Origin of the sequence: Pseudomonas sp. TUM22785, assembly GCF_028198105.1 — a bacterium.
GTDB classification, from domain to species: Bacteria; Pseudomonadota; Gammaproteobacteria; order Pseudomonadales; family Pseudomonadaceae; genus Metapseudomonas; species Metapseudomonas solani.
The window spans coordinates 3,264,517-3,288,282 of sequence record NZ_CP116239.1 but is presented as its reverse complement, the minus strand read 5'-3'; the positions used below and the strand labels follow the sequence as shown (position 1 = coordinate 3,288,282).

Genomic DNA, 23,766 nt, shown 5'->3' with positions numbered 1-23,766 from the left:
CCCTACGCGGCCGTGAGTGCGGGCTCGCCTGGAGGCGGCCGTTTTGCTGGTTCGGAGGCCTCGCGTTCGCGGGGGTTCCGGTGCATAGGTGCGATTGACCGGGCGTAGGGTGGACCGCGCTTCATCGGTCCACCATTCGGAGTCATGCCGGACACCGCTGGCGGGCGGGCTTACGGGGTCAACGACAGCGGTACGCCCCAGAGCGGGTCTTCCTTGCCCTGCTGGCGCAGCGGGGTGAGTTGCAGGGGCACAAGCCGGGACAGCATCTCCTGGTGCCTGTCGCTCAGGTAGCGCGGGGCGATGACGGAGGTGGCGAAGTCCATGGGCGCCGGCCAGGTGTAGACAGTGAAGTTCTGCAGCGGGCACTCGATCTTCGTCGGGTCGGTCGCCCGGCACTTGGAGCGCTGGTACTGGGCGCTGGGGCTCTTCAGGTGCATGCGCGGGGCCAGCACCAGTTGCCCGCCCTGGACGGTGAAGCTGGCGAGGGCCTTGTCTGCCGGCAGGCGCGCCTGGATCTTGATCGAGGCTACGTCCCGGGAGTCGGTCTGCTGGTAGTAGCCGGCCCCCGCGCCCTGGGTGGTCTGGCTGTACTGCTGCTCACCCCAGGCCACGCAGGCGCCGCTGGCCACGTGCACGGCGGTGCAGACTTGCTGGGTCTTGATTTCGCTGCCGTAGGTGGCGTCCTTCCACACCTCTTCGCGGTAGTACTCGCGGTACATCTCGGTGGACAGGTACGCGGTGCCGTTGGGGCCCTTACCCGAGCCGACCGGGCCGCTGCGGGCGCCGACCTCGTCGAGCACGCCGCGGATCTGGTAGTCGTCGCCCCCGGTGAGCAGGTACTTGCCGGGCGGCAGGATGTGCACCTCGAAGGCCGTGAACAGGTTGTTGGGCTTGGGGTCGCGCTGCAGCTGGTTGGTCTTGAAGCGGCGGCCGAAGGTGATGTTCGGGTCGTTCTCGTTCTGCCAGATCACCGTGGGCGTCCACTGGGTCATGGTCAACGCGTCGTTCAGCGTCTTGTGCGGCATCACGTCGGCCACCAGCACCACGGCCATGTTCGCCTTGAGCGCCGCGTCCACCTTGTCCAGCAGGGGCCCGTTGCTCGGGTCGTCCATGCCGTAGCCGCTGGTATAGGGCTCGGGCACGCAACCGGCGAGGGACAGGGCAAGCAGCAAGGCGGAAGACAGGGCGTAAAGCGGGCGAGGCAGTCGCATGCATCGATCCTTGATAGAGGCTGGAGCGGGTCCTGGACCGGTCATTTTCCATCGACACGGTATGGGGGCGAAATAGTGCAGATGAGCTAGGTCAGTGCCCGCAAGGGGCTTAGAACATCTCGTCCAGCTGTTCGAAGAACAGGCGCCTGGCCGGCTGGTCGGGGATGCCCAGTTGGCGGATGAAGCGCTCGGCCGCTGCCGGCGACAGCTCCTCGGCGAGGTTGCGGTGGGCGAAGGCGATATCCAGCCAGCGGTCGGCCAGGCCGCCGCGCCCCAGGTCGATGAAGTGCAGGCGCTCCCGGGCATCGAGGAAGAGGTTGGCGTCGCACAAGTCGCCGTGGCTGAAGGCAAGGTCTTCGACCGGTACGCTGGCGTGGAGGTGGGCGATCAGCGCCTCGGGCGTCGGCAGGTCGGGCCAGGTGTCCGGGGCCCAGTCATCGGCGATCAGACCCTGGCCCACCAGGTACTCCAGCTCGCGCAGGCGCACGGCGGCTGACGAGTCGAAGGGGCAGCCCTCCACCGGCACGGCTTGGAGCTGGCGCAGGGCCTCACCGAAGGCCTGGTGCACGGTGGGCGCCTCCGCCATCAGCTCGGAGAGCGGCTGGCCGGGCACGGCGCGGGTGATCATGAATTCATGGGCCTCATCCGCCGTGCTGGCCACCACTTCGGGCACGGCGAGCTTGCCGTCCAGCCACTGCAGCACACGTGCCTCGCGCAGCACGCTGTAGGTGGTGGGCACATAGACGGCGGCGCTCAGCTTGAGGAAGAAACGGTCGTTGCCCCGGCTGAAGGCGTGGACTTCGCACGGGGATTCACCGACGCAATCCCGCGTCAGGGGCGCGCCGTCGATGAAGCGCGCGATGGAAGGAGGAAGCACGAATGGCATGGAGCCCGCCTGTCGTTGATGGAAAGCGCGCAACGATAGCGCAGCCGCCGGGCGCAGGATGCGCGGAAATTGTGACAGGCCTTGAATGCGCAGCCCCGGCCCAGAGTCGCAGACGCATCGCACTCAGTGCCCCACTGCGGCCGGCTCGCTGCCCTCCTCCTTGCCCAGCGAGAGGAACACCACCACCGCCAGGCCGACCAGCAAGGTGGCAGCGGAGAGCAGCACCGCGCCGTGGGCTGCACTGAAGGCTTCGCGGCCGGCCTGGGCCAGCGTCGCGGCCAGGGTGGCGTCGAGGCGCTCGGCGGCGACCAGGGTGTCCGACAGCGAGCGGATCGCCTGGTCCTTCACCGCCTCGGACACGCCGCCCGGCAGGTGGATGGCGGCGCCATAGACGCTGGAGAGCAGCACGCCGAAGGCGGTGATGCCCAGCCCGGTGCCCATCTCGTAGGCGGTGGCCTCCAGCGCACCGGCGGCGCCCGCCTTGCTGACCGGCGCGGCGCCCATGATGGCGATGGAGGATGCGGTGAGGCCGATGCTCAGGGCCAGGCCCAGCAATACCAGCAGGCCGACCACGGCCAGCCCGGCCTCGCGGAAGTCGCTGAACCCCAGCCCGGCGAGGCTGATGGCCGAGCACAGCAAGGCGGTGGTCGCCACCCGGCGCAGGCCGACCAGGGACGCCAGGTACCCCGCCAGCGGCCCGCCGACGCCGGCGGCGATCATCAGCGGCAACAGGAACAGCCCGGCTTGCAGTGGCGTGCGACCGAGCACCAGTTGCAGCTCCTGGGCGATGGTGAGTTCGGTGCCGGCCAGGGCGCCGGACACCACCAACGCCATGATCAGCCCGGAGCGGATCGCCGGCCGCGCGAACAGGCTCAGGTCGAGCATGGGTTCGGCGCTGGTGAGCTGGCGGCGCACGAAGTCGGCCAGCAACAGGACACCCACCAGCAGCGTGAGGCCGCTGACCCAGGACGGCCCGCCCGGCTTGAGGCCGGATTTGAGCGCATGGACACTGGCGATGATGCCGGCGATCAGCAGCAGCGCCTGGCCGATCTTCCAGCCACCGCTGCCACTGCCGGCATCACGGGGTACCAGTACATAGGCCAGGGGCCAGATGAGCAGCATCACCGGCAGGTTGATGAGGAACACCGAGCCCCACCAGTAATGCTCCAGCAGCGCGCCCCCCACCAACGGGCCGAGCGCCGCGCCGGCGGAGGCCACCGTGCCCCACAGGCCCAGGGCGATGCCGCGTTCCTTGGGCGACTCGAAGGCGCGGCGGATGATCGCCAGGGTGCAGGGCAAGGCCATGGCGGCGCCCACCGCCATGCCCGCGCGGGCGGCGATCAGGGCGCCGGCCGTGGGCGCATAGGCCGCCACGCAGGACATGCCGACGAACACCAGCAGGCCGGTGAGCAGCATGGGCCGGCTGCCGATGCGGTCCGCCAGGGTGCCCATGGGCACCAGCAGGCCGGCCATGATCAGCGGGTAGATATCGATGATCCACAGCACCTGCTCGCCGCTGGCCCCGAGGGACAGGGTCAGCGACGGCACGGCGATGTGCAGCACCGTCATGTCGATGACGATGGGCAGGTACGCCAGGACCACCACCAGCAGGATCAGCCAGCGTTTGCCCGGAGGGTGGCTCGAACTCATCGACTCTCCACGCTGGCGTCGGCGCTGCTCCAGCCGCCACCCAGGGCGCGGAACAGGTCGACCAGGGCGAGCTGCCGCTGGGTGCTGGTTTCGATCAGCGTGGAGTCGTTGACGAAGCTGCTGCGCTGGGCATCCAGGTAGCGCAGGTGGCTGTCGACACCACCTTCGTAGCGGGCCTTGGCCAGCTTGAGGGTCTCGTTGCTGGTGTTGGCCAGGGCGCGGCGGGCCGCTTCCTCGCGGCGCAGCGTGTCGGTGGCGGCCAGGGCGTCGGCCACTTCGCGGAAGGCCGTCTGGATGCTGCCTTCATAGGCGGCCACGGCGGCGTCCTTGCGCACTTCGGCGAGGTCGAGGTTGGCGCTGTTGCGGCCGGCATCGAAGATCGGCAGCGACAGGGTCGGCATGAAGCTCCAGGAGCGCGAGCCGCCATCGAACAGGCCGGACACCTCGGCGCTGGAACTGCCGTAGCTGCCGGTGAGGCTGATGCGCGGGAAGAACGCCGCGCGCGCCGCACCGATATCGGCGTTGCGCGATTTCAGCCGATGCTCGGCGGCGAGGATGTCCGGGCGCCGTTCCAGCAACGCCGAGGGCGCGCCGGGGGCGATGTCCTGGATCAGCAGCAGCTCGTCACGCGGGGCCTCGGGCAGTGCCTTGGCGGCGTCCGGCGTGCCGATCAAAAGCACCAGGGCGTTGAGCGCCTGCTGCTTTTGCCGCTGGTTGGCCTCCAGCTCGGCACGGGATTGCTCCACCAGGCCGAGGGCTTCCTGGTGATCCAGCGCGGTGGCGGCACCGGCGGCGCGGCGCTGGGCGGTCAGGTCGAGGGAGTCCTCGCGACTTTCCAGGGTCTGCCGGGTCAGGGCCAGGCGGCGCTGGGCGCCGTCATAGGTGAGGTAGGCCTGGGTGACTTCGGCGACCAGGGCGATGCGGGCGCTGCGGCCCGCTTCCTCGGTGGCCAGGTACTGCTCCAGGGCCGAGTCGGTGAGGCTTTTGACCCGGCCGAACAGGTCCAGCTCGTACTCCGGCAGGCTCACGCCCACCTGGTAGCTGCTGGTGACGGTGGAGGTGCCGGTGCTGGAGAGGTCCCCCGGCACCCGCTGGCGATTGCCCGAAGCACTGGCGGAAAGCCCCGGCACCCGGTCGGCGCGCTGGATGCGGTACTGGGCGCGGGCCTGCTCGATGTCGAGCAGGGTCTGGCGCAGGGAGCGGTTGTTGGCCAGCGCCTCCCCCACCAGCCGACGCAGGTCGGCGTCGACGATGAAGGTGCGCCAGTCCAGCTCGCTGGCGGCCTGGTCGGCTTTGGCGGCTGGGCCGTTCCAGTGCGCGGCCACCGGCGCTTCGGGGCGCTCGTAGGTGGGGGCCATGGAGCAGCCGCCCAGGGTCAGGGCGATCAGCAGGGCCGATGCGGTCAAGGCGTGTCTGTGCATGGCGCTCAGGCCTCCGTGGATTGTTGAGCGGGTGCGGAGCGACGCTTCAGCAGCGACAGCACCCAGACGAAGCAGATGGGCACGAAGATCACCCCCAGGACGGTGGCGCTGAGCATACCGCCGATCACGCCGGTGCCGAGGGCGCGCTGGCTGGCCGCACCGGCGCCGCTGGCCAGGGCCAGGGGCACCACGCCGAGGATGAAGGCCATGGAGGTCATGATGATCGGGCGGAAGCGCAGGCGCGCGGCTTCGATGGCCGCCTCGCGCAGGCCGCGACCCTGTTCCATCAGTTCCTTGGCGAACTCGACGATGAGGATGGCGTTCTTCGCCGCCAAGCCGATGATGGTGATCAGCCCAACCTTGAAGTAGACGTCGTTGGGCATGCCGACCGAGGTCACCGCGAGCACCGCGCCGAGGGCGCCGATGGGCACGATGAGCATCACCGACAGCGGGATCGCCCAGCTCTCGTAGAGCGCCACCAGCAGCAGGAACACGACCAGGATGGCCAGGGCGAACAGTTGCACCGCCTGGCCGCTGGCGACCTTCTCCTGGTAGGAGAGGCCCGTCCACTCGTAACCGATGCCGGCCGGGGACTGGCTCACCAGGCGCTGGATCTCGGCCATGGCTTCACCGGTGCTGACGCCAGGTGCGGCGTCGCCGGCGATGCGGATGGTCGGGTAGCCGTTGTAGCGCACCAGTTGCACCGGGCCTTCTTCCCAGTGGGTGGTGACGAAGGCGGAGAGCGGCACCTGCTCGCCCTTGGCGTTGCTGACGTAGAGCTTGAGCACGCTTTCCGGCGTCATCCGCTCGCCCTGCTCGGCCTGCACCACCACGCGTTGCTGGCGGCCGGCGTTGGAGAAGTCGTTGATCACCGAGGAGCCGAACGCGGTGGACAGCGCGCTGCCGATGGTTTCGAAGCTCACGCCCAGGGTGCGGGCCTTCTCGCGGTCGATCTCCAGGCGCAGCTGGGGTGCTTCGGCCAGGCCTTCCATCATCGCGTAGAGGATCTTCGGGTTGCCGTTGGCCTGGCCCAACAACTGGTCGCGGGCGGCCAGCAGGGCTTCACGGCCGAGGCCGCCACGGTCCTGCAGACGCAGGGAGAAGCCACCGGAGTTGCCGAGGCCGTCGATGGGCGGCGGGGTGACCGCCATGATCGCGCCGTCGCTGACACCGGCGAGGCTCTGGTTGGTCAGCATGGCTTCGGCACCGGCCGATTGCTCGTCGCTGCGCACGGACCAGTCCTTCAGGGTCGGGAAGGCCAGCGCGGCGTTCTCGCCCATGCCGGAGAAGCTGAAGCCCATCACCAGGAAGGTGTTCTCCACCGCCTCGCGGGAGCCCAGGTACTGCTCCAACTGCTGGCCGGTGACGTCGGTGCGCGCACGGGTGGCGCCCGGCGGCAGCTGCACGTCGACGATCATGTAGCCCTGGTCTTCCACCGGCACGAAGGATTCCGGCAGGCGCAGGTAGAAGTAGCCAAGCACCGCCACCAGGCCGGCGTACACCAGCATGAAGCGCCCGGCACGTTTCACCAGGCCGCCGTTGAGGCGGGTGTAGCCCTGGGTGAGGCCGGTGAAACCACGGTTGAAGGCGCCGAAGAAGCCGCGCTTCTCATGGTGCCCCTTGGGGATCGGCTTGAGCAGCGTGGCGCACAGGGCCGGGGTGAAGGTCAGGGCGAGGAAGCCGGAGAACAGGATCGACACCGCCAGCGACAGGGAGAACTGCTGGTAGATCACACCCACGGAACCGGCCATGAAGGCCAGCGGCAGGAACACCGCCGACAGCACCATGGTGATGCCGACGATGGCGCCGGACACCTGGCCCATCGCCTTGACCGTGGCGTCGCGCGGGGACAGGCCCTCCTCGGCCATGATCCGCTCGACGTTCTCCACCACCACGATGGCGTCGTCCACCAGGATGCCGATGGCCAGCACCATGCCGAACATGGTCATCATGTTCACCGAGAAGCCCAGCAGGTACATGGCCGTGAACGTGCCCAGCAGGCACACCGGCACGACGATGGCCGGGATCAGGGTGTAGCGCACGTTCTGCAGGAACAGGAACATCACCAGGAACACCAGCACCATGGCTTCCAGCAGGGTGTGGATCACCTTCTCGATGGCCACGCCGACGAAGCGCGAGGTGTCGTAGGGCACCGAATATTCCACGTCGTCGGGGAAGTTCACCGACAGCTCGGCCAGGCGCTGCTTGATCGCCTCGGCGGTCTGGATGGCGTTGGCGCCCGGAGACAGCTGGATGGCGCCCGCGACCGAGGGCTTGCCATTGAGGCGCGAGGAGAAGTTGTAGCTCTCGCTGCCCACTTCCAGGCGGGCGACGTCGGCCAGCTTCACCGAGGAGCCGTCCTGGTTGGCGCGCAGCACGATGCGACCGAACTCGGCCGGGTCGTCCAGGGTGCCCTTCACCGCCAGGGTGGCGGTCAGTTCCTGCTCGGTGCTGCCCGGCGAGCTGCCGAAGGCACCGGCCGGGACCTGCACGTTCTGCCCACGGATGGCGTTGCTCACGTCGTCCAGGGAGAGGCCGTAGCCCACCAGCTTCTGCGGGTCGATCCAGACGCGCATGGCCGCTTCGGAGGAGAAGAACTGCAGCTTGCCGACACCGGCCACCCGACGAAGCTCGTTGTTGATGTTGCGCGCGGCGTAGTCGCCGAGGAAGGTGGTGTCGCTGCGCTGGGCGCCTTCCTTGAAGTTGAGGGCGTAGATGAGCAGGAAGCCGGCGCTGGTCTGCTCCACTTTTACGCCCTGGGTGAGCACGGCCTGGGGCAGGCGCGACTCGGCCCTCTTCAGGCGGTTCTGCACGTCCACCTGGGCCAGTTCCGGGTTGGTGCCCGGCTGGAAGGTGACCACCACTTCAGCGGTGCCGTTGGAGTTACTGGTGGATTCGAAGTAGAGCAGGCTCTTGGCGCCGTTGAGCTCTTCCTCGATCACGCTGGTGACCGAATCCACCAGCACCTGCGCCGAAGCGCCCGGGTAGGTGGCGGTGATGGTGACCTGCGGTGGCGCCACGTTGGGGTACTGCGCAACCGGCAACAACGGGATGACCAGCAGGCCGGCCAGGGAGATGAACAGCGCCACCACCCACGCGAAGTTGGGACGCTTGATGAAGAACAGAGACATGGATGATTCCTCGCGACTATCCCGACCTTACTGGCGGGACGCCTGTTGCTCCTGGGTGGGGCGCGGTTCGACCTTGGTGCCCGGCTGCAGGCCGGTGAAGCCGCCGACGATCACGCGATCACCACTGGCCAGGCCCTGGCTGATCTGCCAGCGCGCGCCCTGCATGGCGCCGGTGTGCACGGGCCGCGCCTCGACACGCTCGTCAGCACCCACCACCAGCACCAGGGCGGAGCCGTCGGGCGAACGCTGCACGGCGCGCTGGGGCACCAGGATGGCCTGGGCATCGCTGCCCTGGGGCGCGCTCACGCGCACATACATGCCCGGCAGCAGCATGCCGTCCGGGTTGGCGAACTTGCCGCGCAGGGACACCTGGCCGGTGCCCGGGTCCACCGAGACGTCGGTGAACAGCAGCTCGCCCTGGCGCTGGTAGTCGGTGCCCTCGATACGGATGCTCAGCGCCTGGCTGTCACCGGCGGAAAGCTGGCCGCCCTTGAGCGCCTCACGCAGGCGCAGGGCATCGGCCACCGGCTGGGTGAAGTCGGCGTAGACCGGGTCGAGCTGCTGGATGCGCGCCATCAGGGTGGTTTCGCCCTGCCCCACCAGCGCGCCTTCGGTTACCAGCGCACGGCCGATGCGGCCGGAGATGGGGGCCTTCACCGAGGCATAGCCCAGGTTGAGGCGCGCGGTTTCCAGGTCTGCCTGGGCCGAACGCACGGCCGCCTTGGCGCTGCGCAGATCGGCGGTGGCGGTGTCGAAGTCCTGCTGGCTGACCGCTTCGATCTTCACCAGGGGCTCGTAGCGCTTGACCCGCGCCTGGGCTTCGAAAAGCGACGCTTCTGCGCGGGCCAGCTCGCCTTCGGCACGGGATACCGTGGCTTTCAGCGGCGCCGGGTCGATCTGGAACAGCAGCTCGCCGGCCTTGACGTCAGCGCCTTCCTCGAAGCGCTTCTGCACCACGATGCCCGCGACCCGGGCCCGCACCTCGGCCACGCGCACGGGCTCGATGCGCCCGGGCAGCTCGGTGGTAAGCACCAGCGGCTCGGTGGTCACCGCCACCACGTCCACAGGCCTGGCCTGCTCGGGCGCCGCCTCCGGCTCGCCGGACGGCCCACAACCCGCAAGGGCCATGGCCGTCACCAACACACTGATTGTTCCTACTGCACGCAACCTGCCCATCTAGTTCACCCGGACGACTTGACTGGAAAGGCGCGCATGATCTTATCTAGATCGAAATGAGTCAATATTGTCTCATTTGAATCTTTTGTTATTAATCATGTCCTCCACCGTTGAAGCCGGAGTTTTTTTCTGCACAATGCGCGCAATCCGAAATTCAAGACGGGATCCATCCATGTCGCTGACAGCTCAAGACGAACGACTTCTCAAGGCGCTGGCCGTGGCATTCGTCGAGCGTCCACGTGCCACCTTGAAGGAACTGGCGGAAGCGGCCGGGGTCAGCAAGGCCACGCTGCACCGCTTCTGCGGCACGCGGGACAACCTGGTGGACATGCTCATCACCCACGGCGAGACGGTGATCGGCCAGATTCTCTCGGCCGGCGACCTGCAGCAGGCCGAACCGCTGCAGGTGCTGCGCCGGCTGATCGCCGAGCACCTGATGCACCGCGAGCTGCTGGTGTTCCTGATGTTCCAGTACAACCCGGACACCCTCGACCCGAATGCCGAGGACGCCCGCTGGCAGACCTACTGCGACGCCCTGGACAAGTTCTTCCTGCGCGGCCAGCAGGAAGGGGTGTTCCGCATCGACATCAGCGCGGCGCTGTTCTCCGAACTCTTCCTGTCGCTGATCTTCGGCATCGTCGACGCCGAACGCCGCGGCCGTGCCGCCAGCTCCAGCTCCGCCGCCCTGCTCGAGCTGTTCTTCCTGCATGGCGCCGCGGCGCCGACCCGCGCCTGAGGAGCGTTCCCGGGCTGAAGCCCGGGCTACGTGCGGTTCTTCCTCCAAGGCGCGTCGTGCTTCGCATGTAGGGGCGAATTCATTCGCCAAGCGACGCGTAGCGCCGCCAGCTTCGCGAGCAGAGCTCGCTCCTACAGGCGTGCAAAGCGGTGGGGTCTTGGCAAGGTCCGGCCCTGCTGTGTTGGGCTTCGTACCTCAGCCCAACCTACGGAGCTGCATGGTGCCGCGGTGCCGGCCCGCGCCTGAGGAGCGTTCCCGGGCTGAAGCCCGGGCTACGCGCTACGCGTTCGCCCGTAGGTTGGCGCCGAGCGCAGCGAGGCCCAACGATGCAGACCCCGGCCCCGCCTGTTGGGCTTTGTACCTCAGCCCAACCTACGGGTAGCCCAAGAGCGAGGGCCGTGGGAGCAGATTCATCCGCGATGGAGCCACAACGAAAAACGCCGCCTCCCCGTTGCCGGGAAGGCGGCGTTTTCACAAGGGCGCAGCGGCGGTCAGCGCAGGCCGTCGACCATGGCGGCGGCAACGCTGATCACGTCCTGGCCGAGCTTCATGGAGCGCTTGCCGTCCCAGGCGGTTTCCCGGTTGGGGTTGTCGTCGTGGTCCTTGAACGGCATTTCGATGGTGAACGACAGGCAATCGAACTCCATGCCCACGGCGTTGCAGGCCAGGGTGGTGTTGGCCTTGCCGGGCTCGTCCTTCGGGTAGCCGTAGCGGGTCTGGAAATCGGCGCCGATGTCCACCAGGCGGTTGCGGAACTCGTCTTCCAGGCGTTCCAGGCGCTTGCTGTAGCCGGGGTTGCCTTCGCAGCCGGCGGTGAACACATGGGGGATTTCCTCGTCGCCGTGGATGTCGAGGAACAGGTCGACACCGACCTTGCGCATCTGCTGCTGGACGAAGAACACCTCGGGGCTCTCGGCCTCGCTGGCCGACTGCCAGGCGCGGTTGAGGTCCTTGCCAGCTGCGTTGGTGCGCAGGTGGCCACGGAAGGCGCCATCGGGGTTCATGTTCGGCACCAGGTAGAGGTCGGCCTTGGCCAGCAGCTCTTCCAGCTCGGCATCGGCCTTGCCCTTGAGGCGCTCGATGATGCCCTCCATGAACCACTCGGCCATGTGCTCGCCGGGGTGCTGCTGGGCGATGATCCAGACCTTGCGCTGGGCCGCCGGGTTACGGCTGACACGCAACAGTTGAATGTCGCGGCCCTCGATGCTCTTGCCGGTGGCGAACAGCTCGGCACCCGCATTGGCCAGGGCGTCGGCGATCAGGCGATCGTGGCGCTCGCGGCTGTAGGGCTCGAAGTAGGCGAACCAGATCTGCCCTTCACGGGGCTGCAGGCCGAAGTGCAGGCCCTTCTCGTCGAAGTGGCTGGGCACGCGGAACCAGTTGACGTGGTCGTAGGAGGAGGCGGCGTTGTAGCCGGTCCAGGCATGGGCATAGGCGGACTGCCCGGCGTTCACCAGGCTGAAGTCATGACGCTGGCCGGGGGTGAGGCCCTCGACCTTGAAGTGGAACCACTGGAAGTGATGGCTCTTGAGGTCCGGGCGCATCGCCAACAGTACGTGCTGGGGGTTGCTGGCGTCCTTTACCTCGATATTGCCGCTATCGAAGTCCGAGCTGATTTTCATGGCTACCTCAAAGGCTGTGGATCAGGGTTGCGCGCAAGGATGGCAGGTCGGCCATCCCTGGGAAACGCGCCAAGCGACAAAGAGTTGCGCAGATGGGGCTCAACGCGCCTCGAGTAGCGCCAGGCGCTCTTCGAGTTCGGCGACGCGGGCTTCCAGCTGCTCGATGCGTGCATCGCTGCCGGCACGGCTTTCACTGCGCTCCGGGGCGCTCTGGCGCGCAGCCAGCAGCTCTTCCAGGTCGCCCTTCTCGCCCAGCAGGTGCATGTAGCGGTCTTCGCGCTGGCCAGCCTGGCGCGGAATCAGCGTGACCAACCCACGGGCGACGAGGCGTTCGAGGTTGTGCTGCACCTGCTCGACATCGTCGAACTCATGCATGCGGCTGCTGCGGGTGAGCAGCTCGTTGAGGGTCTGCGGGCCGCGCAGCAGCAACAGGCCGAGCAGGATCAGCTGGCCGTGCACCAGCTCCAGGGTCTTCTCGGCACGTTGCTCCCAGCGGTCGGCGCGGCTGCCCATGACCAGGCGCGCCAAACTGCGCCCTTCGAGGCTGCGCATGCCCTGCCCCACCTGGCCGGCGGTCAGGTTCATCACCGGTTCGCGGCTGGTCTTCTGGTTGCTGGCCAGCACCAGGGCATTGAGGGTCAGCGGGTAGGACTCCGGCGTGGTGGCCTGCTTCTCGATGAGGCTGCCGAGCAGGCGGACCTCGACGGCGGAAAGGGGCTCGTTGCTGAAGGGGGTTTCGATCTCGCTGGACATGTCGCCATCCGATGGTGGGAAAGGGCCATAGCCTAGCCTGAGTGACCGCCCCTTTACACCGCGACGAGATGGCAGCGGGCCCATCACACGCGTTGTTTTCCTCGAACACTCGATACGCCAGGAAGCCGAACAATCCGCTTGAACAGGCCAATCAATCGAATTAATTGATTATTGTAATTTAACGAAAAAGACTTTTACAGCGCATTTCAGCACCCTAAAAACACACCACAAATATATCCAACTCATTGATTTTCAATAATATAAACACAACTATCGACGGCATCGATGTTGACCATTAGCCGTATCCACTTTTTTATCGATTTTCCATCCGTAACATTGGCCTCGTGTTCACTTTCAACCCCACTTGAAACCACGAGGCACCCAAAATGAAAAAGCAAATCCTTGCCAGCCTGTTCATCGCTTCCCTGTCCGCTACCGCGTTCGCCCTGCCCCAGGACGCCGCACAGCCCCAGCAGACCCTTGCCAGCGGCGCTGAGCGCACCATCAACCGCCTGGCCGAAGATGGCTCCGCTCGCACTCCTGGCTTCCGCGTTGCTGAAGACGGCTCCGATCGCACTCCCGGCTTCCGCGTTGCTGAAGACGGCTCCGATCGCACTCCCGGCTTCCGCGTTGCCGAAGATGGCTCCGATCGCACTCCTGGCTTCCGCGTCGCTGAAGACGGTTCCGATCGCACTCCCGGCTTCCGCGTTGCCGAAGATGGCTCCGATCGCACTCCGGGCTTCCGTGTTGCTGAAGACGGTTCCGACCGCACCCCGGGCTTCCGTGTTGCTGAAGACGGTTCCGATCGCACTCCGGGCTTCCGCGTTGCCGAAGATGGCTCCGACCGCACTCCTGGCTTCCGCGTAGCTGAAGACGGTTCCGATCGCACTCCTGGCTTCCGTGTTGCCGAAGACGGCTCCGACCGCACCCCGGGCTTCCGCGTCGCCTGATTAGGCCGTTGCACAGCTTGCAACCCGACCCAGGAACCACGCACGAGGTCTGAGCGATGTACCCAGCCCGTAAATGCTGAAGGCGCCCATAAGGCGCCTTCAGTGCATCTACCCTTCCCTCTTTCTCTATCCCGCGTTCATTCCTGCCCGACGCCTTCCGGCGATTGCAGTGGGCGCAGCGGAATCGGCTGCGACATGACGATGGATGTGCGCGTCTCGCCGAAGTGATTGATGCTGCCGACGAAGCGCTCCAGGTGGCGGATATTGCGCGTCACCACCCGCAGCACGAACGAGTCCTGCCCCGTGACGTGGAGGCATTCCAGCACCTCGGGCATCTGCTGCAACAAGGCGACCAGCCGCGCCTTGTCCGGCTGGGGCGTGGTCATGCCGATCAGCGCCATCACCTCGTAGCCCGCCTGCTCGGCGGAGACGCAGGCGCGATAGCCCTCGATCACCCCGGCTTCCTCCAGCCGCTTGAGGCGCTCCGAGGTGGCCGGCAACGACAGCGCCACCCGGTTGGCCAACTCGGTAAGGGAAATCCGCCCCTCGGCCTGAACGGCCTGGAGGATTTTCCAGGATTTAGCATCAAGCTCCATGATTAAGGTCCTCACGGGTAAATACGAGAGCATTTCAGGCAAAGCACGATAACTACCGTAGCTTCTGCATTCAAAGCCGCTTCAGTGGCCCGCAAAATAATGCCATCCCGCCACCTGCCCGGTACCGCCCGATGGACTTAGCGCTGTTCTTCAAATCCGCCTTGATCGGCCTCTCCATCGCCGCGCCGGTGGGGCCCGTCGGCCTGCTCTGCATCCAGCGCAGCCTGCTTCATGGGGCGCGCATCGGCTTTCTCAGCGGCCTCGGCGCTGCATTGGCCGACGCCTGCTTCGGTGCCCTGGGCGCCTTCGGGGTGCAGGCGCTGATCCAGGGCTTCGTGGCGCTGGCCACGCCCTTGGCGTTGCTGGGTGCGGGTTACCTGGCGTGGATGGGCATCCGCCTGTTGCGCACCGCGCCTGCTCGGCAAGCCGCCAGCCTGGCGGAGCCCGGCAGTGGCTGGCGGGCGCTGGCCTCGGTCTTCGCGCTGACCCTGACCAACCCCATGACCATCCTCGCCTTTGTCGCGGTCTTCGCCGGCCTGGGTGCCGGCGCCGCGCCCGGTACGGCGAACGCGCTGCTGATGGTCGCCGGGGTGTTCTGCGGTTCGGCACTGTGGTGGCTGGCCCTGGCGCTGGGCGTCGCCGCCGTGCGCCACCGCCTGGATGGGCGCCTGCTGCGACGCATCGACCAGGTGGCGGGGCTGTTCCTGCTGTGCTTCGCTGCCTGGCAGCTATGGCGAGTGCTGGGCGTCTCGCTTCACAGCGTGGGCTGAAGCCCACCCTACAAGGCGGGCCTCGGGGTGGCGCTTAGGCCATCTGCGTGATGGTGCGGCGGAAGCGCGTCAGGGCGGCGAGGAAGAAGGCACTGCCGATGCCGATGATGGCGAGGAACTGCGGCCAGACGATCTCCAGCCCCGCGCCGCAATAGAGGATGCCCTGGGCCAGGGCGACGAAGTGGGTGGTGGGCGCCGCCAGCATGATCTGCTGCACCAGCTCGGGCATGCTCTCCCGCGGCGTGGTGCCGCCGGAAAGAATCTGCAGCGGCATCAGCACGAGAATGGTCAGCAGCCCCAGTTGCGGCATGGAGCGCGCCACGGTGCCGAGGAATATGCCCATGGAGGTGGTGGCGAACAGGTGCAGCGCCGCCGCCACCAGGAACAGCCCGAGGGAGCCCTCGATGGGCACCGCCAGCCAGCCGCGCACCACGAACACCAGGCTCAGCGCCGCGGCCACCAGCACCACCGTACCCATGGACCAGACCTTGGCCAGCATGATTTCGAAGGCCGACAGCGGCATCACCAGCAGGTGCTCCACCGTGCCGTGCTCGCGCTCGCGGATCAGCGCCGCGCCGGTGAGGATGATCGACAGCATGGTGATCTGGTTGATCACCTCCATCACCCCGCCGAACCACGCCTGGGTCAGGTTGGGGTTGAACAGCGTGCGCACCGCCAGCTCCGCCGGCATGGCACTCGCACCCCGGTAGCGGGCGACGAACTCGTTGACCTCGGTATTGACGATGTTCTGGATGTACCCCGCCCCGCTGAAGGCCTGGCCCATCTGTGTGGCGTCGACGTTGAGCTGCACCGCCGGGTTGCGCCCGGCGAGCACGTCGCGCTGGAAGTCCGGCGGAATGTCCAGGGTGAAGGTGTAGAGCCCGGTGTCCATGCCCCGGTCCATGCGCCCCTGGTCGATGAGTTCCGGGGGGCGGAAGTACGGCGGCTGGAAGGCGTTGACCAACCGTGTGGAGAGCTGCGAGCGGTCCTCGTCGACCACGGCGATGGGCGCGTGGTGCAGGGTTTCCGGAATGCCGGTGGCGGAGCTGTACACGCCCAGGCTGAAGGCCCAGAGGATCAGCACCAGCATCGCGTAGTCGCGTTGCAGGCTGCGGAACTCCTTGAGCCCCAGGTGGAAGATGTTGGCCAGGCTGCGCATGGGTCAGGCCTCCTGCTTCTTCAGCGAGAGCACGCTGAACAGGGTGAGCAAGGGAATGGTCAGCAGCAGCGGGACGAAGTAGAAGGCCAGGTCGGAGAACCCCAGCGCCTTGGAGAACACGCCCCGGCTGATGATCAGGAAATGGGTGGCGGGATAGGCCTGGCCGATCGCCGCTGCCGCCCCTTCCAGGGACGACACCGGGTGCACCAGCCCGGAGAACTGGATGGCCGGCACCATGGTGGCGATGGCCACGCCGAACACCGCGGCGATCTGGCTGCGCATGAAGGTGGAGAGGAACAGGCCGAGCCCGGTGGCGGCCGTGACGTAGCACAGCGCCGCCAGCACCAGGGTGGCGAAGCTGCCCTTGAGCGGCACGCCGAACACGAACACCGCCAGGGCCACCATCAACAGGAAGCTGACCATGCCCATGGCCACGTACGGCAGCTGCTTGCCCAGCAGGAACTCCAGCCGCGTGACCGGCGTGACATAGAGGTTGGTGATCGAACCCAGCTCCTTCTCGCGCACCACGCCGAGGGCGGTGAGCATCGCCGGGATCATGATCAGCAGCAGCGGGATCACCGCCGGCACCATGGCCTTGAGGCTCTCCACATCGGGGTTGTAGCGGTAGCGCACCTCGACGCTGGCGGCGGCCTGGGCGCCACCCTCCGGGGATTGCCGGGCCAGCTCGGCGAGGTAGCCCAGGTGCATGCCCTGGACATAACCGGCCACGGTGTTGGCGCGGGTGGGCATGGAGCCGTCGATCCACACACCCACGGCGGGGCTGGCGCCACGCTTGAGGTCGCGGCCGTAGCCCGGCGGAATCTCGATGGCCAGGCTCAGCTCGCCGCTGCGCATGCGCCGGTCCAGCTCGGCGTAGTCGCGGATGGGCGCCCGCTCGATGAAGTAGCGCGAACCGGACAGGTTCAAGGTGTAGGCCTGGCTGGTGGTGGTCTGGTCGCGGTCGAGCACCGCATAGGAAAGGTCCTCCACATCCATGCTAATGCCGTAGCCAATGATGAACATCAGCAGCACGGTGCCCAGCAGCGCCAGGGTCAGGCGGATCGGGTCGCGGCGCAGCTCCATGGCTTCGCGCCGCGCATAGCTAAACAGCCGCTGCGGGCTGAAGCGCTGGTCACGCGGGGACTCGGCCTTGGCGGTGACGCTCGGCGCGCTGGCGGGTGCCGAGGCGGTGCCGGCAGCCTCTTCCAGGTAGGCGATGAAGGTGGCTTCCAGGCTCGGCAGGCCGCGCTCGGCCACCAGCGCCGCCGGGGTGTCGCTGGCCAGCACGCGGCCGGCGTGCATCAGGGAGATGCGGTCGCAGCGCTCGGCCTCGTTCATGAAGTGGGTGGAGATGAAGATGGTCACGCCGTCGTTGCGCGACAGGTCGATCATCAACTCCCAGAAGCCGTCGCGGGCCACCGGGTCGACGCCTGAGGTGGGCTCATCGAGGATGAGGATCTCCGGCTGGTGGATCACCGCCACCGCCAACGACAGGCGCTGGCGGATGCCCAGCGGCAGCGCGTCGGGCAACTCGTCGGCCACGCCGGCCAGGTCGAAGCGCTGGAGCATCTCCGCCACCCGCGCCTCGATGCGCTCGGCCGGCAGGTGGAACAGCTGCGCATGCAGCACCAGGTTCTGCCGCACGCTCAGCTCGCGGTACAGGGAGAACGCCTGGGACATGTAGCCCACCCGCCGCCGCGTGGCCATGTCGCCGGCATCCACCGGCTGGCCGAACAGCGCGCAACTGCCTTCGCTGGCGGGCAGCAGGCCGGTGAGCATCTTCATGGTGGTGGACTTGCCGCAACCGTTGGAGCCGAGGAAGCCGAAGATTTCCCCGCGCTCGATGCGGAAGCTGACGCGGTCCACGGCGACGAAATCGCCGAAGCGGCAGGTCAGCCCGTCCGCTTCGATGGCCACCGCGCGTTCGCCGGCGGGCAGTGGCGGGATGACCAGGCGACGGTGGTCGCGGCGCTTCTCTTCCGGCAGCAGGGCGATAAAGGCCGCTTCCAGGCTGTCGGTGCCGGTCTGCCGGCGTATCTCGGCCGGGCTGCCGGTGGCCAGCACGCGCCCGGCGTCCATCGCCACCAGGCTGTCGAAGCGTTCGGCCTCCTCCATATAGGCGGTGGCCACCAGCACGCTCATGCCGGGGCGGCCCTGGCGGATGCGGCCAATCAGCTCCCAGAACTGGTTGCGCGACAGCGGGTCGACGCCGGTGGTGGGCTCGTCGAGGATCAGCAAATCCGGGTCATGGATCAGCGCGCAGCACAGGCCGAGCTTCTGCTTCATGCCGCCGGAGAGCTTGCCCGCCGGCCGCTCGCGGAAGGGGTCGAGGCCGGTGCTGCGCAGCAGGTCGTCGATGCGCCGCTCCCGTTCCGCGCGGTCGTGGCCGAACAGGCGGCCGAAGAAGTCGACGTTCTCGAACACCGTCAGCGTCGGGTAGAGGTTCTTGCCCAGGCCCTGGGGCATGTAGGCGACGCGCTGGCAGATGGCGCGGCGATGGCGGGCGGAGCGCATGTCGCCGCCCAGCACCTCGATCTCGCCCTGCTGCATCTTCCGCGCCCCGGCCAGCAAGGCCAGCAGGCTGGATTTGCCGACGCCGTCCGGGCCGATCAGCCCGACCATGCGGTTGGCCGGGATCACCAGGTCGACCTCACGCAGGGCGAAGGTCTCGCCGTAGCCCAGGCTGACCCCGGCCAGGCGCGCGACGCTGCCGCTGGAGGCGTCCATCAGGGCACCTTGACCTGCAGCTGCTGCGGCCATTCCTGCTCAGCGTCCAGGCGCAGGTAGGCCATGCCGGGCACGCCGGTCTTCACTGCGGTCATGTGTTGTTTGAGCAGCGCCGGGTCGATGCGCGCCTTGACGCGGAACATCAGCTTCTCGCGCTCGCTGGCGGTTTCCACCGTCTTCGGGGTGAACTGGGCGACGCTGGCCACGTAGGAAATCTTGGCGGGGATCACGTACTGCGGCACCGCATCGATGATCAGCCGCACCTCGTCGCCCAGGTGCACGCGGCCGGCCTGGCCGGCGGGCAGGAAGAAGGTCATGTAGACGTCGCCCAGGTCCACCAGGTTGAGCAGCTTGCCACCGGCCGGCAGCACCTCGCCCGGTTGCGCCACGCGGTACTGCACGCGGCCGGCGCGGGGCGCCTTGAGCAGGCTGTCGTCGATGTCCGCCTGCAGCCGGGCGACGCTGGCGTTGGCCGCCTCGATAGCCGACTGCGCCTCGATCACCTGGGACTTGGCCGCCTCGATGCCAGCCTGGGCGGAAATCACCTGGGAGCGCGAGGCCGCCAGCGCCGCCTGGGCGCTCTGCATCACCGCGCGGTCATCGTCCAGTTGCTGCTGGGGCATGGCATTGCGCTTGACCAGGGTTTCGGTGCGGGCGAAGCGCTTCTGGGTCGCCACCAGCTCCGCCTCGCGCTGGCTCACCACCGCCTTGGCCGTGGCCTGCTCGCTTTCGCGCTGGGCCACCAGGGCCTGGGCGGTCAACCGGGCGTTCTCGGCCTGGCGCACCTGGGCCTGGGCCTGGGCCAGTTGCGCCTTCAGCACCTGGGTGTCCATCTGCGCCACGACCTGGCCGGGGGTGAGGAAGTCGCCCTCGTCGACCATTATCTCGGCTACGCGGCCGGCCAGCTTGGTGGCCACATCCACTTCGGTGGCCTCGATGCGGCCGTTGCCGCTGGCGAAGCCTTCGCCGAGGCCGGCGGGCCGCAACACCCACCAGGCACCGGCGGCGACCGCCACGGCGGCCAGCACCGCCACCGCCCAGGTCAGTTTCTGCTTGCTTGGCTGCTTCATCTTGGTGTCCCGAATGGCTGGATTTCGATGGAAGAAATCATCCGCCAATCGGCAATGAGTCACTTTGACTCATGTCAGGTCAGGCCTTTTCAGGGCCCTTTTCGGCCGCCTTGGGAACCCGGAAATCCACCGGGCCGAAGCCACGGCAGGCGAAATCGAGTTGATGTATGATTGCGCGCCTCAATCACGGCCAACCACAAGCGAACCGGCGCCCAGGCGCCCCCGGACCGACCATGAACACCAACGAACCCATCAGCCCCGAGCAACAGCCCCAAGCCGAAGGCAGCACCGAGGCTGCGCCCCCCGCCAAGGCTGTGAAGAAACAGAACGTGCCCTGGTACCAGACCCTCAAGGGCCACGACCGCGGCCAGCGCCCCGGCGCGGCACCGCGCGGCTCGCGCCGCTCGATGGGCAAGCGCTGATCCGGCGCCCGGGCACAAAAAAAGCCAGCTGATGCTGGCTTTTTTGTGGGCGCTCGGCGGGGTTACTGGCTGTTCTTCACCAGGCTCATGCGCTTCTCGGTGAACACGCAGATCACGCCCGCGTTGTTGTACATCACCTCGTGATTGAAATTGCAGTAGGCCGCGGCAACGCTCAGCGGCAGTTGCTCGTTGTTCCACTGGGTGGGTTTGAACCAGGACAGCTCGCCTTCCTTGCACTGGCGCGCCTCGGCGTCGGAGCTGTAGGTGCAGAGGGACGATTGATCGACCTCGCCCTTGAAGCAACCGGCGATGGGAAGGAAGCAGAGACCTGCCAACAGAAGTTTGGTGTGCACGCGCATGACAGCTCCGGGAATCGGCATGTGAGGGGGAATCCGTGCCGATTTGAACCAGCGCAGCGGCGCTGGGTTCCCTGGAGCCGGCAAAGATTTCCCGCCACGCGAGGCAACACACATCCGCCGCCAACCGTAGCAGCGAGCTCTGCTCGCGAAGCCCTTGATCCTGGAGCCGCAACCCAGCTCAAGGCCCTCGTCACCCTTGCCCCGGCAGAACCCCACTGAACGCCCGCATGCCCAGGCTCTGGTGGAAACGCAACAGGTAGCCGTCCGGGTCCTGCAGCAGGAAGTTGCACTCGCCGTGCTCCTGTTCGTCCTGGCGGTACCAGCGCTCCAGCGCCCCGCGCCGCAAGGGCACGCCGGCCGCCTCGATGCGTGCGATCAGGGCGAGCGCATCGGCACAGCGAATGGACAGGTTGAGACCACGGCCGAACGGCGCTTCCAGGGGTTCGACGCGCCATTCCGAGGCCTCGCCGTCGTCCTCTTCCAGCATCAGCTGGGCTTCCCCCAGGCGCAGGTAGGCGAAGCGGTGCTCGGGCCGCTGGTAGGCGATCTCGAAGCCCAGCACGCGGCAGTAGAAATCCAGGCTGTGGGCGAAGTCCCGCACCAGCAGCTCCGGTACCAGGGCATTGAAATGCATGGGTTCCCTCCTCCATCGCCCGCCCTCCGTGGGCGGGGCGCGCCACCTTAGCGCAGCTTCCGGCGGCACCGAAAGTGGCTGGCACGGGTCTATAGTCCTTGCACCTTTCCCACCCGTACCGGAGCCCATCCATGGATACGACCCCGCACAACCTCGCCACCCTGTTCGAGCAGCTCGGCCTGGAGTCCGACCACCGCCAGATCGAAGCCTTCATCGCCGACCACCCCCTCGCCGACGGCCAGAAGATCCAGGACGCGCCCTTCTGGAACGAGGCCCAGAGCGCCTTCCTGCGCAACGCCCTGGTCCAGGACGCCGACTGGGCCGTGGAAGTGGATGAGCTGGCGGTGCGTTTGTCGAAGTGAGCCGGCGAACAGCCAGAGCAGCACGTGGCTCAGATGTAGGGTGTGCTGCGCGCACCTGGGACTCGCCGGAAGCACCGAGCGGAGGTGCACACGGCACACCCTACGGCACGCGTTTGTCCTGATGGGTTCGGAACTCCGGCCCTCACCAGCAGCGCCGATAGCTCGGCAATACACCTAGGACGCGATGCCTGAAGACCGAATGAAAAACGGCCCCATAGGGGCCGTTTCGTTTTGCTGCGCAGGTACACCCGCTCGATCAGAAGTCCTGCACGGTCGGGCGCAGCACCACTTCGCTGATATCCACCTCGGCCGGCTGCTCCACCGCGTAGGCAATGGCCCGGGCGACGGATTCGGCGGGGATCGCCAGCTTGTAGAACTCGCCCAGGGCCTGGCGGCTTTCTTCGTGGGAGCTGCCCAGCTTCAATTCCGAATCCACCGCGCCGGGGGAGATGACGGTGACGCGGATGTCGCCGCCCACTTCATGACGCAGGCCGTCGCTGATGGCGCGCACGGCGAACTTGGTGCCGCTGTACACGGTGCCGCCCGGGCTGAACACCTTGTGCCCGGCCACCGAGGCGACGTTGATGAACTGGCCGCTGCGCTGCTGCTGGAACACCGGCAGCGCCGCCGCGATGCCGTAGAGCACGCCCTTGATGTTGATGTCGATCATGCGGTCCCACTCCTCCACCGGGGTTTCGGCGAGCGGCGCGATGGCCATCAGGCCGGCGTTGTTGACCAGCACGTCGATGCGGCCGAAGGCGTCGATGCCGCCCTGGACCAGGGCGCGGACCTGGGCCGCATCGGTGACGTCGGTGGCGAAGGCCACGGCCTTGCCGCCGGCGGCGGTGATTTCGCTGACCAGCGCGTCGAGACGGTCGACGCGGCGGGCGCCGAGCACCACCGAGGCGCCCAGGGCGGCCAGGTGGCGGGCGGTGGCTTCGCCGAGGCCGCTGCTGGCGCCGGTGATGACGATGACTTTGCCGTTGATATTGGTGCTCATGTCGGGTTCCTCAGGTTGGCTGCCGGCAGGAGGTATTCCTGCTGTTGGGGGCCAGTATGGGAAGCCGATGACGACCAGGGAATGGAAGTATTAGGATTGCGGAATTCCGCGAATCGGAACAATCCAAAGGTCATCCGCCATGCTCAATCGAATGGAGATGCTGCGCATCTTCTGCATCGCCGCCGAGTCCGCCAGCTTCCGCGAGGCAGCCACGCGCCTGAGCGCCTCCCCGCAGACCGTGACCCGGGCCATCAAGGAGCTGGAGCAACTGGTGGGCGAGCCGCTGTTCCACCGCAGCACGCGGCAGGTGCAGATCACCGCCTATGGCGAGCAGCTGGCGACCCAGGCGCGGGAGACCCTGGGCAGCTTCGACCAGCTGTTCCAACGCCACGCACGCCGGGGCCAGGACGGCATGGCCGGGCGCGTGGGCATCACCGCGCCCCGCTCCATCGGCCGCCGCTACGTGCTGCCGCTGCTGGCGGAACTGCAACGCGAGCACCCGGAAATCGTCCTGGACATGCGTCTATCGGACCAGATGACCGACTCCGTCGACGAGCAGATCGATATCGGCGTGCGCATGGGCTTCATCCGTGACCGCCGCTACATCGCCCGCGCCACGGCGCGCGTGCCGCTCTATGTGGTGGGGTCGCCGGAGTTGCTGGAGCGCGTCGGTGCGCCCGAGGACATCGAGGCGCTGAACCGTGTGCCGACCACCGCGCTGATCGATGGCAACACCGGGCGCCTGTGGCCCTGGACCTTCGCCGAGGGCCGGCAGATGCAGCCGCAGCGCGCCGCCTTCACCACCGACGACCAGGAATGCGAATGCGCGGCGGTGCTGGCCGGCACCGGCTTCGGCCAGCTGCCCAGCTACCTGGTGACGCCGCATATCCGCAGCGGCCAACTGGTGAGAGTGCTCAGCGACAACGAATCGCCAGCCTGGGAGATGTTCGCCTATCGCCCCCAGCGCGGCCCGGTATCACCCCGGGTGCGGCTGGTGTTCGATCGGCTGGTGGAGCGGCTTTCCGATCCGGCCTGGGTTCCGCTGGAGCCCTGAATTCCCGATAAGCCGTGAGCGGGAAATCGCGGGTTGCACCCGCCCTGAGAGTTGAACTCCGCCCCCCGTAGGATGGC

General features: G+C 67.4%; 21 protein-coding genes. 6 read left to right on the top strand and 15 right to left on the bottom strand.

Features of this window, described 5'->3' with window-relative positions:
* Positions 1-170: 170 nt before the first annotated feature.
* From PI990_RS15035 to PI990_RS15010, 6 genes are all read right to left on the bottom strand, one after another.
* Positions 171-1,211 carry a hypothetical protein gene (locus PI990_RS15035; protein ID WP_271661141.1) on the bottom strand — a complete coding sequence of 347 codons (1,041 nt, stop codon included), beginning with the start codon at positions 1,209-1,211 and terminating at the stop codon, positions 171-173.
* A 109-nt stretch (positions 1,212-1,320) separates the two neighbouring features.
* Positions 1,321-2,097 carry an APH(3') family aminoglycoside O-phosphotransferase gene (locus PI990_RS15030; RefSeq protein WP_271661140.1) on the bottom strand — a complete coding sequence of 259 codons (777 nt, stop codon included), beginning with the start codon at positions 2,095-2,097 and terminating at the stop codon, positions 1,321-1,323.
* Positions 2,098-2,220: 123 nt separating this feature from the next.
* Positions 2,221-3,747, bottom strand: coding sequence for an MFS transporter (locus PI990_RS15025; protein WP_271661139.1), 1,527 nt, complete (start codon positions 3,745-3,747; stop codon positions 2,221-2,223).
* The gene (locus tag PI990_RS15020; RefSeq protein WP_271661138.1) at positions 3,744-5,168 is read right to left on the bottom strand and encodes an efflux transporter outer membrane subunit; all 1,425 of its coding nucleotides are present in this window, start codon (positions 5,166-5,168) and stop codon (positions 3,744-3,746) included. The genes PI990_RS15025 and PI990_RS15020 overlap by 4 nt, the downstream gene beginning before the upstream one ends.
* A 5-nt stretch (positions 5,169-5,173) precedes the next feature.
* Positions 5,174-8,299 carry an efflux RND transporter permease subunit gene (locus tag PI990_RS15015; RefSeq protein WP_271661137.1) on the bottom strand — a complete coding sequence of 1,042 codons (3,126 nt, stop codon included), beginning with the start codon at positions 8,297-8,299 and terminating at the stop codon, positions 5,174-5,176.
* A gap of 27 nt (positions 8,300-8,326) precedes the next feature.
* Positions 8,327-9,475: a MexC family multidrug efflux RND transporter periplasmic adaptor subunit gene (locus PI990_RS15010; RefSeq protein WP_271661136.1), complete on the bottom strand. Its 1,149-nt coding sequence runs from the start codon at positions 9,473-9,475 to the stop codon at positions 8,327-8,329.
* 172 nt (positions 9,476-9,647) lie between these two features.
* On the opposite strand from PI990_RS15010, the gene PI990_RS15005 reads away from it, so the two are divergent.
* Positions 9,648-10,211: a TetR/AcrR family transcriptional regulator gene (locus PI990_RS15005; RefSeq protein WP_271661135.1), complete on the top strand. Its 564-nt coding sequence runs from the start codon at positions 9,648-9,650 to the stop codon at positions 10,209-10,211.
* 491 nt (positions 10,212-10,702) lie between these two features.
* Here PI990_RS15005 and PI990_RS15000 read toward each other — a convergent pair whose 3' ends face one another.
* Both PI990_RS15000 and PI990_RS14995 read right to left on the bottom strand, forming a co-directional pair.
* Positions 10,703-11,833 (bottom strand): M14 family metallopeptidase, encoded by a 1,131-nt coding sequence (locus PI990_RS15000; protein WP_271661134.1) that lies wholly within the window; start codon positions 11,831-11,833, stop codon positions 10,703-10,705.
* 99 nt (positions 11,834-11,932) lie between these two features.
* The gene (locus PI990_RS14995; protein WP_263404470.1) at positions 11,933-12,586 is read right to left on the bottom strand and encodes a YceH family protein; all 654 of its coding nucleotides are present in this window, start codon (positions 12,584-12,586) and stop codon (positions 11,933-11,935) included.
* 386 nt (positions 12,587-12,972) lie between these two features.
* Here PI990_RS14995 and PI990_RS14990 point away from each other — a divergent pair, with 386 nt between their 5' ends.
* Entirely contained in the window at positions 12,973-13,536 is a 564-nt protein-coding gene (locus PI990_RS14990; protein ID WP_271661133.1) for a hypothetical protein, read from the top strand.
* Between the two features lie 137 nt (positions 13,537-13,673).
* Here the strand turns inward: PI990_RS14990 and PI990_RS14985 are convergent, their stop codons facing one another.
* Positions 13,674-14,132, bottom strand: a complete 459-nt coding sequence (locus PI990_RS14985; protein WP_043244780.1) for an Lrp/AsnC family transcriptional regulator — start codon at positions 14,130-14,132, stop codon at positions 13,674-13,676.
* 131 nt (positions 14,133-14,263) lie between these two features.
* On the opposite strand from PI990_RS14985, the gene PI990_RS14980 reads away from it, so the two are divergent.
* A complete protein-coding gene (locus PI990_RS14980; protein WP_271661132.1) occupies positions 14,264-14,902 on the top strand; it encodes a LysE family translocator in 639 nt (212 codons plus the stop codon).
* A 34-nt stretch (positions 14,903-14,936) separates the two neighbouring features.
* Here the strand turns inward: PI990_RS14980 and PI990_RS14975 are convergent, their stop codons facing one another.
* Genes PI990_RS14975 through PI990_RS14965 form a run of 3 tightly spaced genes read right to left on the bottom strand, consistent with a single transcriptional unit; the run spans position 14,937 to position 19,858 of the window.
* Positions 14,937-16,061, bottom strand: a complete 1,125-nt coding sequence (locus PI990_RS14975) for an ABC transporter permease (protein ID WP_271661131.1) — start codon at positions 16,059-16,061, stop codon at positions 14,937-14,939.
* Between the two features lie 3 nt (positions 16,062-16,064).
* Complete coding sequence (rbbA, locus tag PI990_RS14970; protein ID WP_271661130.1) at positions 16,065-18,788, bottom strand: ribosome-associated ATPase/putative transporter RbbA; 2,724 nt, start codon at positions 18,786-18,788, stop codon at positions 16,065-16,067.
* Positions 18,788-19,858 carry an HlyD family secretion protein gene (locus PI990_RS14965; RefSeq protein WP_184489108.1) on the bottom strand — a complete coding sequence of 357 codons (1,071 nt, stop codon included), beginning with the start codon at positions 19,856-19,858 and terminating at the stop codon, positions 18,788-18,790. Before PI990_RS14965 ends, rbbA begins: the two co-directional genes overlap by 1 nt.
* A gap of 233 nt (positions 19,859-20,091) precedes the next feature.
* Between PI990_RS14965 and PI990_RS14960 the strand changes: the two genes are divergently transcribed.
* Positions 20,092-20,280, top strand: a complete 189-nt coding sequence (locus PI990_RS14960) for a hypothetical protein (RefSeq protein ID WP_021217298.1) — start codon at positions 20,092-20,094, stop codon at positions 20,278-20,280.
* Between the two features lie 62 nt (positions 20,281-20,342).
* On the opposite strand, the gene PI990_RS14955 is transcribed toward PI990_RS14960, so the two are convergent.
* Together PI990_RS14955 and PI990_RS14950 are read right to left on the bottom strand one after the other, a co-directional pair.
* On the bottom strand, positions 20,343-20,639 hold the full coding sequence (locus PI990_RS14955) for a hypothetical protein (protein ID WP_271661129.1): 297 nt from the start codon (positions 20,637-20,639) through the stop codon (positions 20,343-20,345).
* A gap of 190 nt (positions 20,640-20,829) precedes the next feature.
* Positions 20,830-21,273 (bottom strand): bleomycin resistance protein, encoded by a 444-nt coding sequence (locus PI990_RS14950; protein WP_021217300.1) that lies wholly within the window; start codon positions 21,271-21,273, stop codon positions 20,830-20,832.
* Between the two features lie 131 nt (positions 21,274-21,404).
* Here PI990_RS14950 and PI990_RS14945 point away from each other — a divergent pair, with 131 nt between their 5' ends.
* Positions 21,405-21,635, top strand: a complete 231-nt coding sequence (locus tag PI990_RS14945; RefSeq protein ID WP_021217301.1) for a DUF2789 domain-containing protein — start codon at positions 21,405-21,407, stop codon at positions 21,633-21,635.
* A gap of 256 nt (positions 21,636-21,891) precedes the next feature.
* On the opposite strand, the gene PI990_RS14940 is transcribed toward PI990_RS14945, so the two are convergent.
* Positions 21,892-22,635, bottom strand: coding sequence for an SDR family oxidoreductase (locus PI990_RS14940; RefSeq protein ID WP_021217302.1), 744 nt, complete (start codon positions 22,633-22,635; stop codon positions 21,892-21,894).
* Between the two features lie 139 nt (positions 22,636-22,774).
* On the opposite strand from PI990_RS14940, the gene PI990_RS14935 reads away from it, so the two are divergent.
* Positions 22,775-23,689 carry a LysR family transcriptional regulator gene (locus PI990_RS14935; protein WP_043244771.1) on the top strand — a complete coding sequence of 305 codons (915 nt, stop codon included), beginning with the start codon at positions 22,775-22,777 and terminating at the stop codon, positions 23,687-23,689.
* Positions 23,690-23,766 lie beyond the last annotated feature (77 nt).

Coding starts and splice junctions, on each gene's coding strand:
- PI990_RS15035 (WP_271661141.1), bottom strand. CDS start 1,211: ATGCGACTGCCTCGCCCGCTTTACGCCCTGTCTTCCGCCTTGCTGCTT.
- PI990_RS15030 (WP_271661140.1), bottom strand. CDS start 2,097: ATGCCATTCGTGCTTCCTCCTTCCATCGCGCGCTTCATCGACGGCGCG.
- PI990_RS15025 (WP_271661139.1), bottom strand. CDS start 3,747: ATGAGTTCGAGCCACCCTCCGGGCAAACGCTGGCTGATCCTGCTGGTG.
- PI990_RS15020 (WP_271661138.1), bottom strand. CDS start 5,168: ATGCACAGACACGCCTTGACCGCATCGGCCCTGCTGATCGCCCTGACC.
- PI990_RS15015 (WP_271661137.1), bottom strand. CDS start 8,299: ATGTCTCTGTTCTTCATCAAGCGTCCCAACTTCGCGTGGGTGGTGGCG.
- PI990_RS15010 (WP_271661136.1), bottom strand. CDS start 9,475: ATGGGCAGGTTGCGTGCAGTAGGAACAATCAGTGTGTTGGTGACGGCC.
- PI990_RS15005 (WP_271661135.1), top strand. CDS start 9,648: ATGTCGCTGACAGCTCAAGACGAACGACTTCTCAAGGCGCTGGCCGTG.
- PI990_RS15000 (WP_271661134.1), bottom strand. CDS start 11,833: ATGAAAATCAGCTCGGACTTCGATAGCGGCAATATCGAGGTAAAGGAC.
- PI990_RS14995 (WP_263404470.1), bottom strand. CDS start 12,586: ATGTCCAGCGAGATCGAAACCCCCTTCAGCAACGAGCCCCTTTCCGCC.
- PI990_RS14990 (WP_271661133.1), top strand. CDS start 12,973: ATGAAAAAGCAAATCCTTGCCAGCCTGTTCATCGCTTCCCTGTCCGCT.
- PI990_RS14985 (WP_043244780.1), bottom strand. CDS start 14,132: ATGGAGCTTGATGCTAAATCCTGGAAAATCCTCCAGGCCGTTCAGGCC.
- PI990_RS14980 (WP_271661132.1), top strand. CDS start 14,264: ATGGACTTAGCGCTGTTCTTCAAATCCGCCTTGATCGGCCTCTCCATC.
- PI990_RS14975 (WP_271661131.1), bottom strand. CDS start 16,061: ATGCGCAGCCTGGCCAACATCTTCCACCTGGGGCTCAAGGAGTTCCGC.
- rbbA (WP_271661130.1), bottom strand. CDS start 18,788: ATGGACGCCTCCAGCGGCAGCGTCGCGCGCCTGGCCGGGGTCAGCCTG.
- PI990_RS14965 (WP_184489108.1), bottom strand. CDS start 19,858: ATGAAGCAGCCAAGCAAGCAGAAACTGACCTGGGCGGTGGCGGTGCTG.
- PI990_RS14960 (WP_021217298.1), top strand. CDS start 20,092: ATGAACACCAACGAACCCATCAGCCCCGAGCAACAGCCCCAAGCCGAA.
- PI990_RS14955 (WP_271661129.1), bottom strand. CDS start 20,639: ATGCGCGTGCACACCAAACTTCTGTTGGCAGGTCTCTGCTTCCTTCCC.
- PI990_RS14950 (WP_021217300.1), bottom strand. CDS start 21,273: ATGCATTTCAATGCCCTGGTACCGGAGCTGCTGGTGCGGGACTTCGCC.
- PI990_RS14945 (WP_021217301.1), top strand. CDS start 21,405: ATGGATACGACCCCGCACAACCTCGCCACCCTGTTCGAGCAGCTCGGC.
- PI990_RS14940 (WP_021217302.1), bottom strand. CDS start 22,635: ATGAGCACCAATATCAACGGCAAAGTCATCGTCATCACCGGCGCCAGC.
- PI990_RS14935 (WP_043244771.1), top strand. CDS start 22,775: ATGCTCAATCGAATGGAGATGCTGCGCATCTTCTGCATCGCCGCCGAG.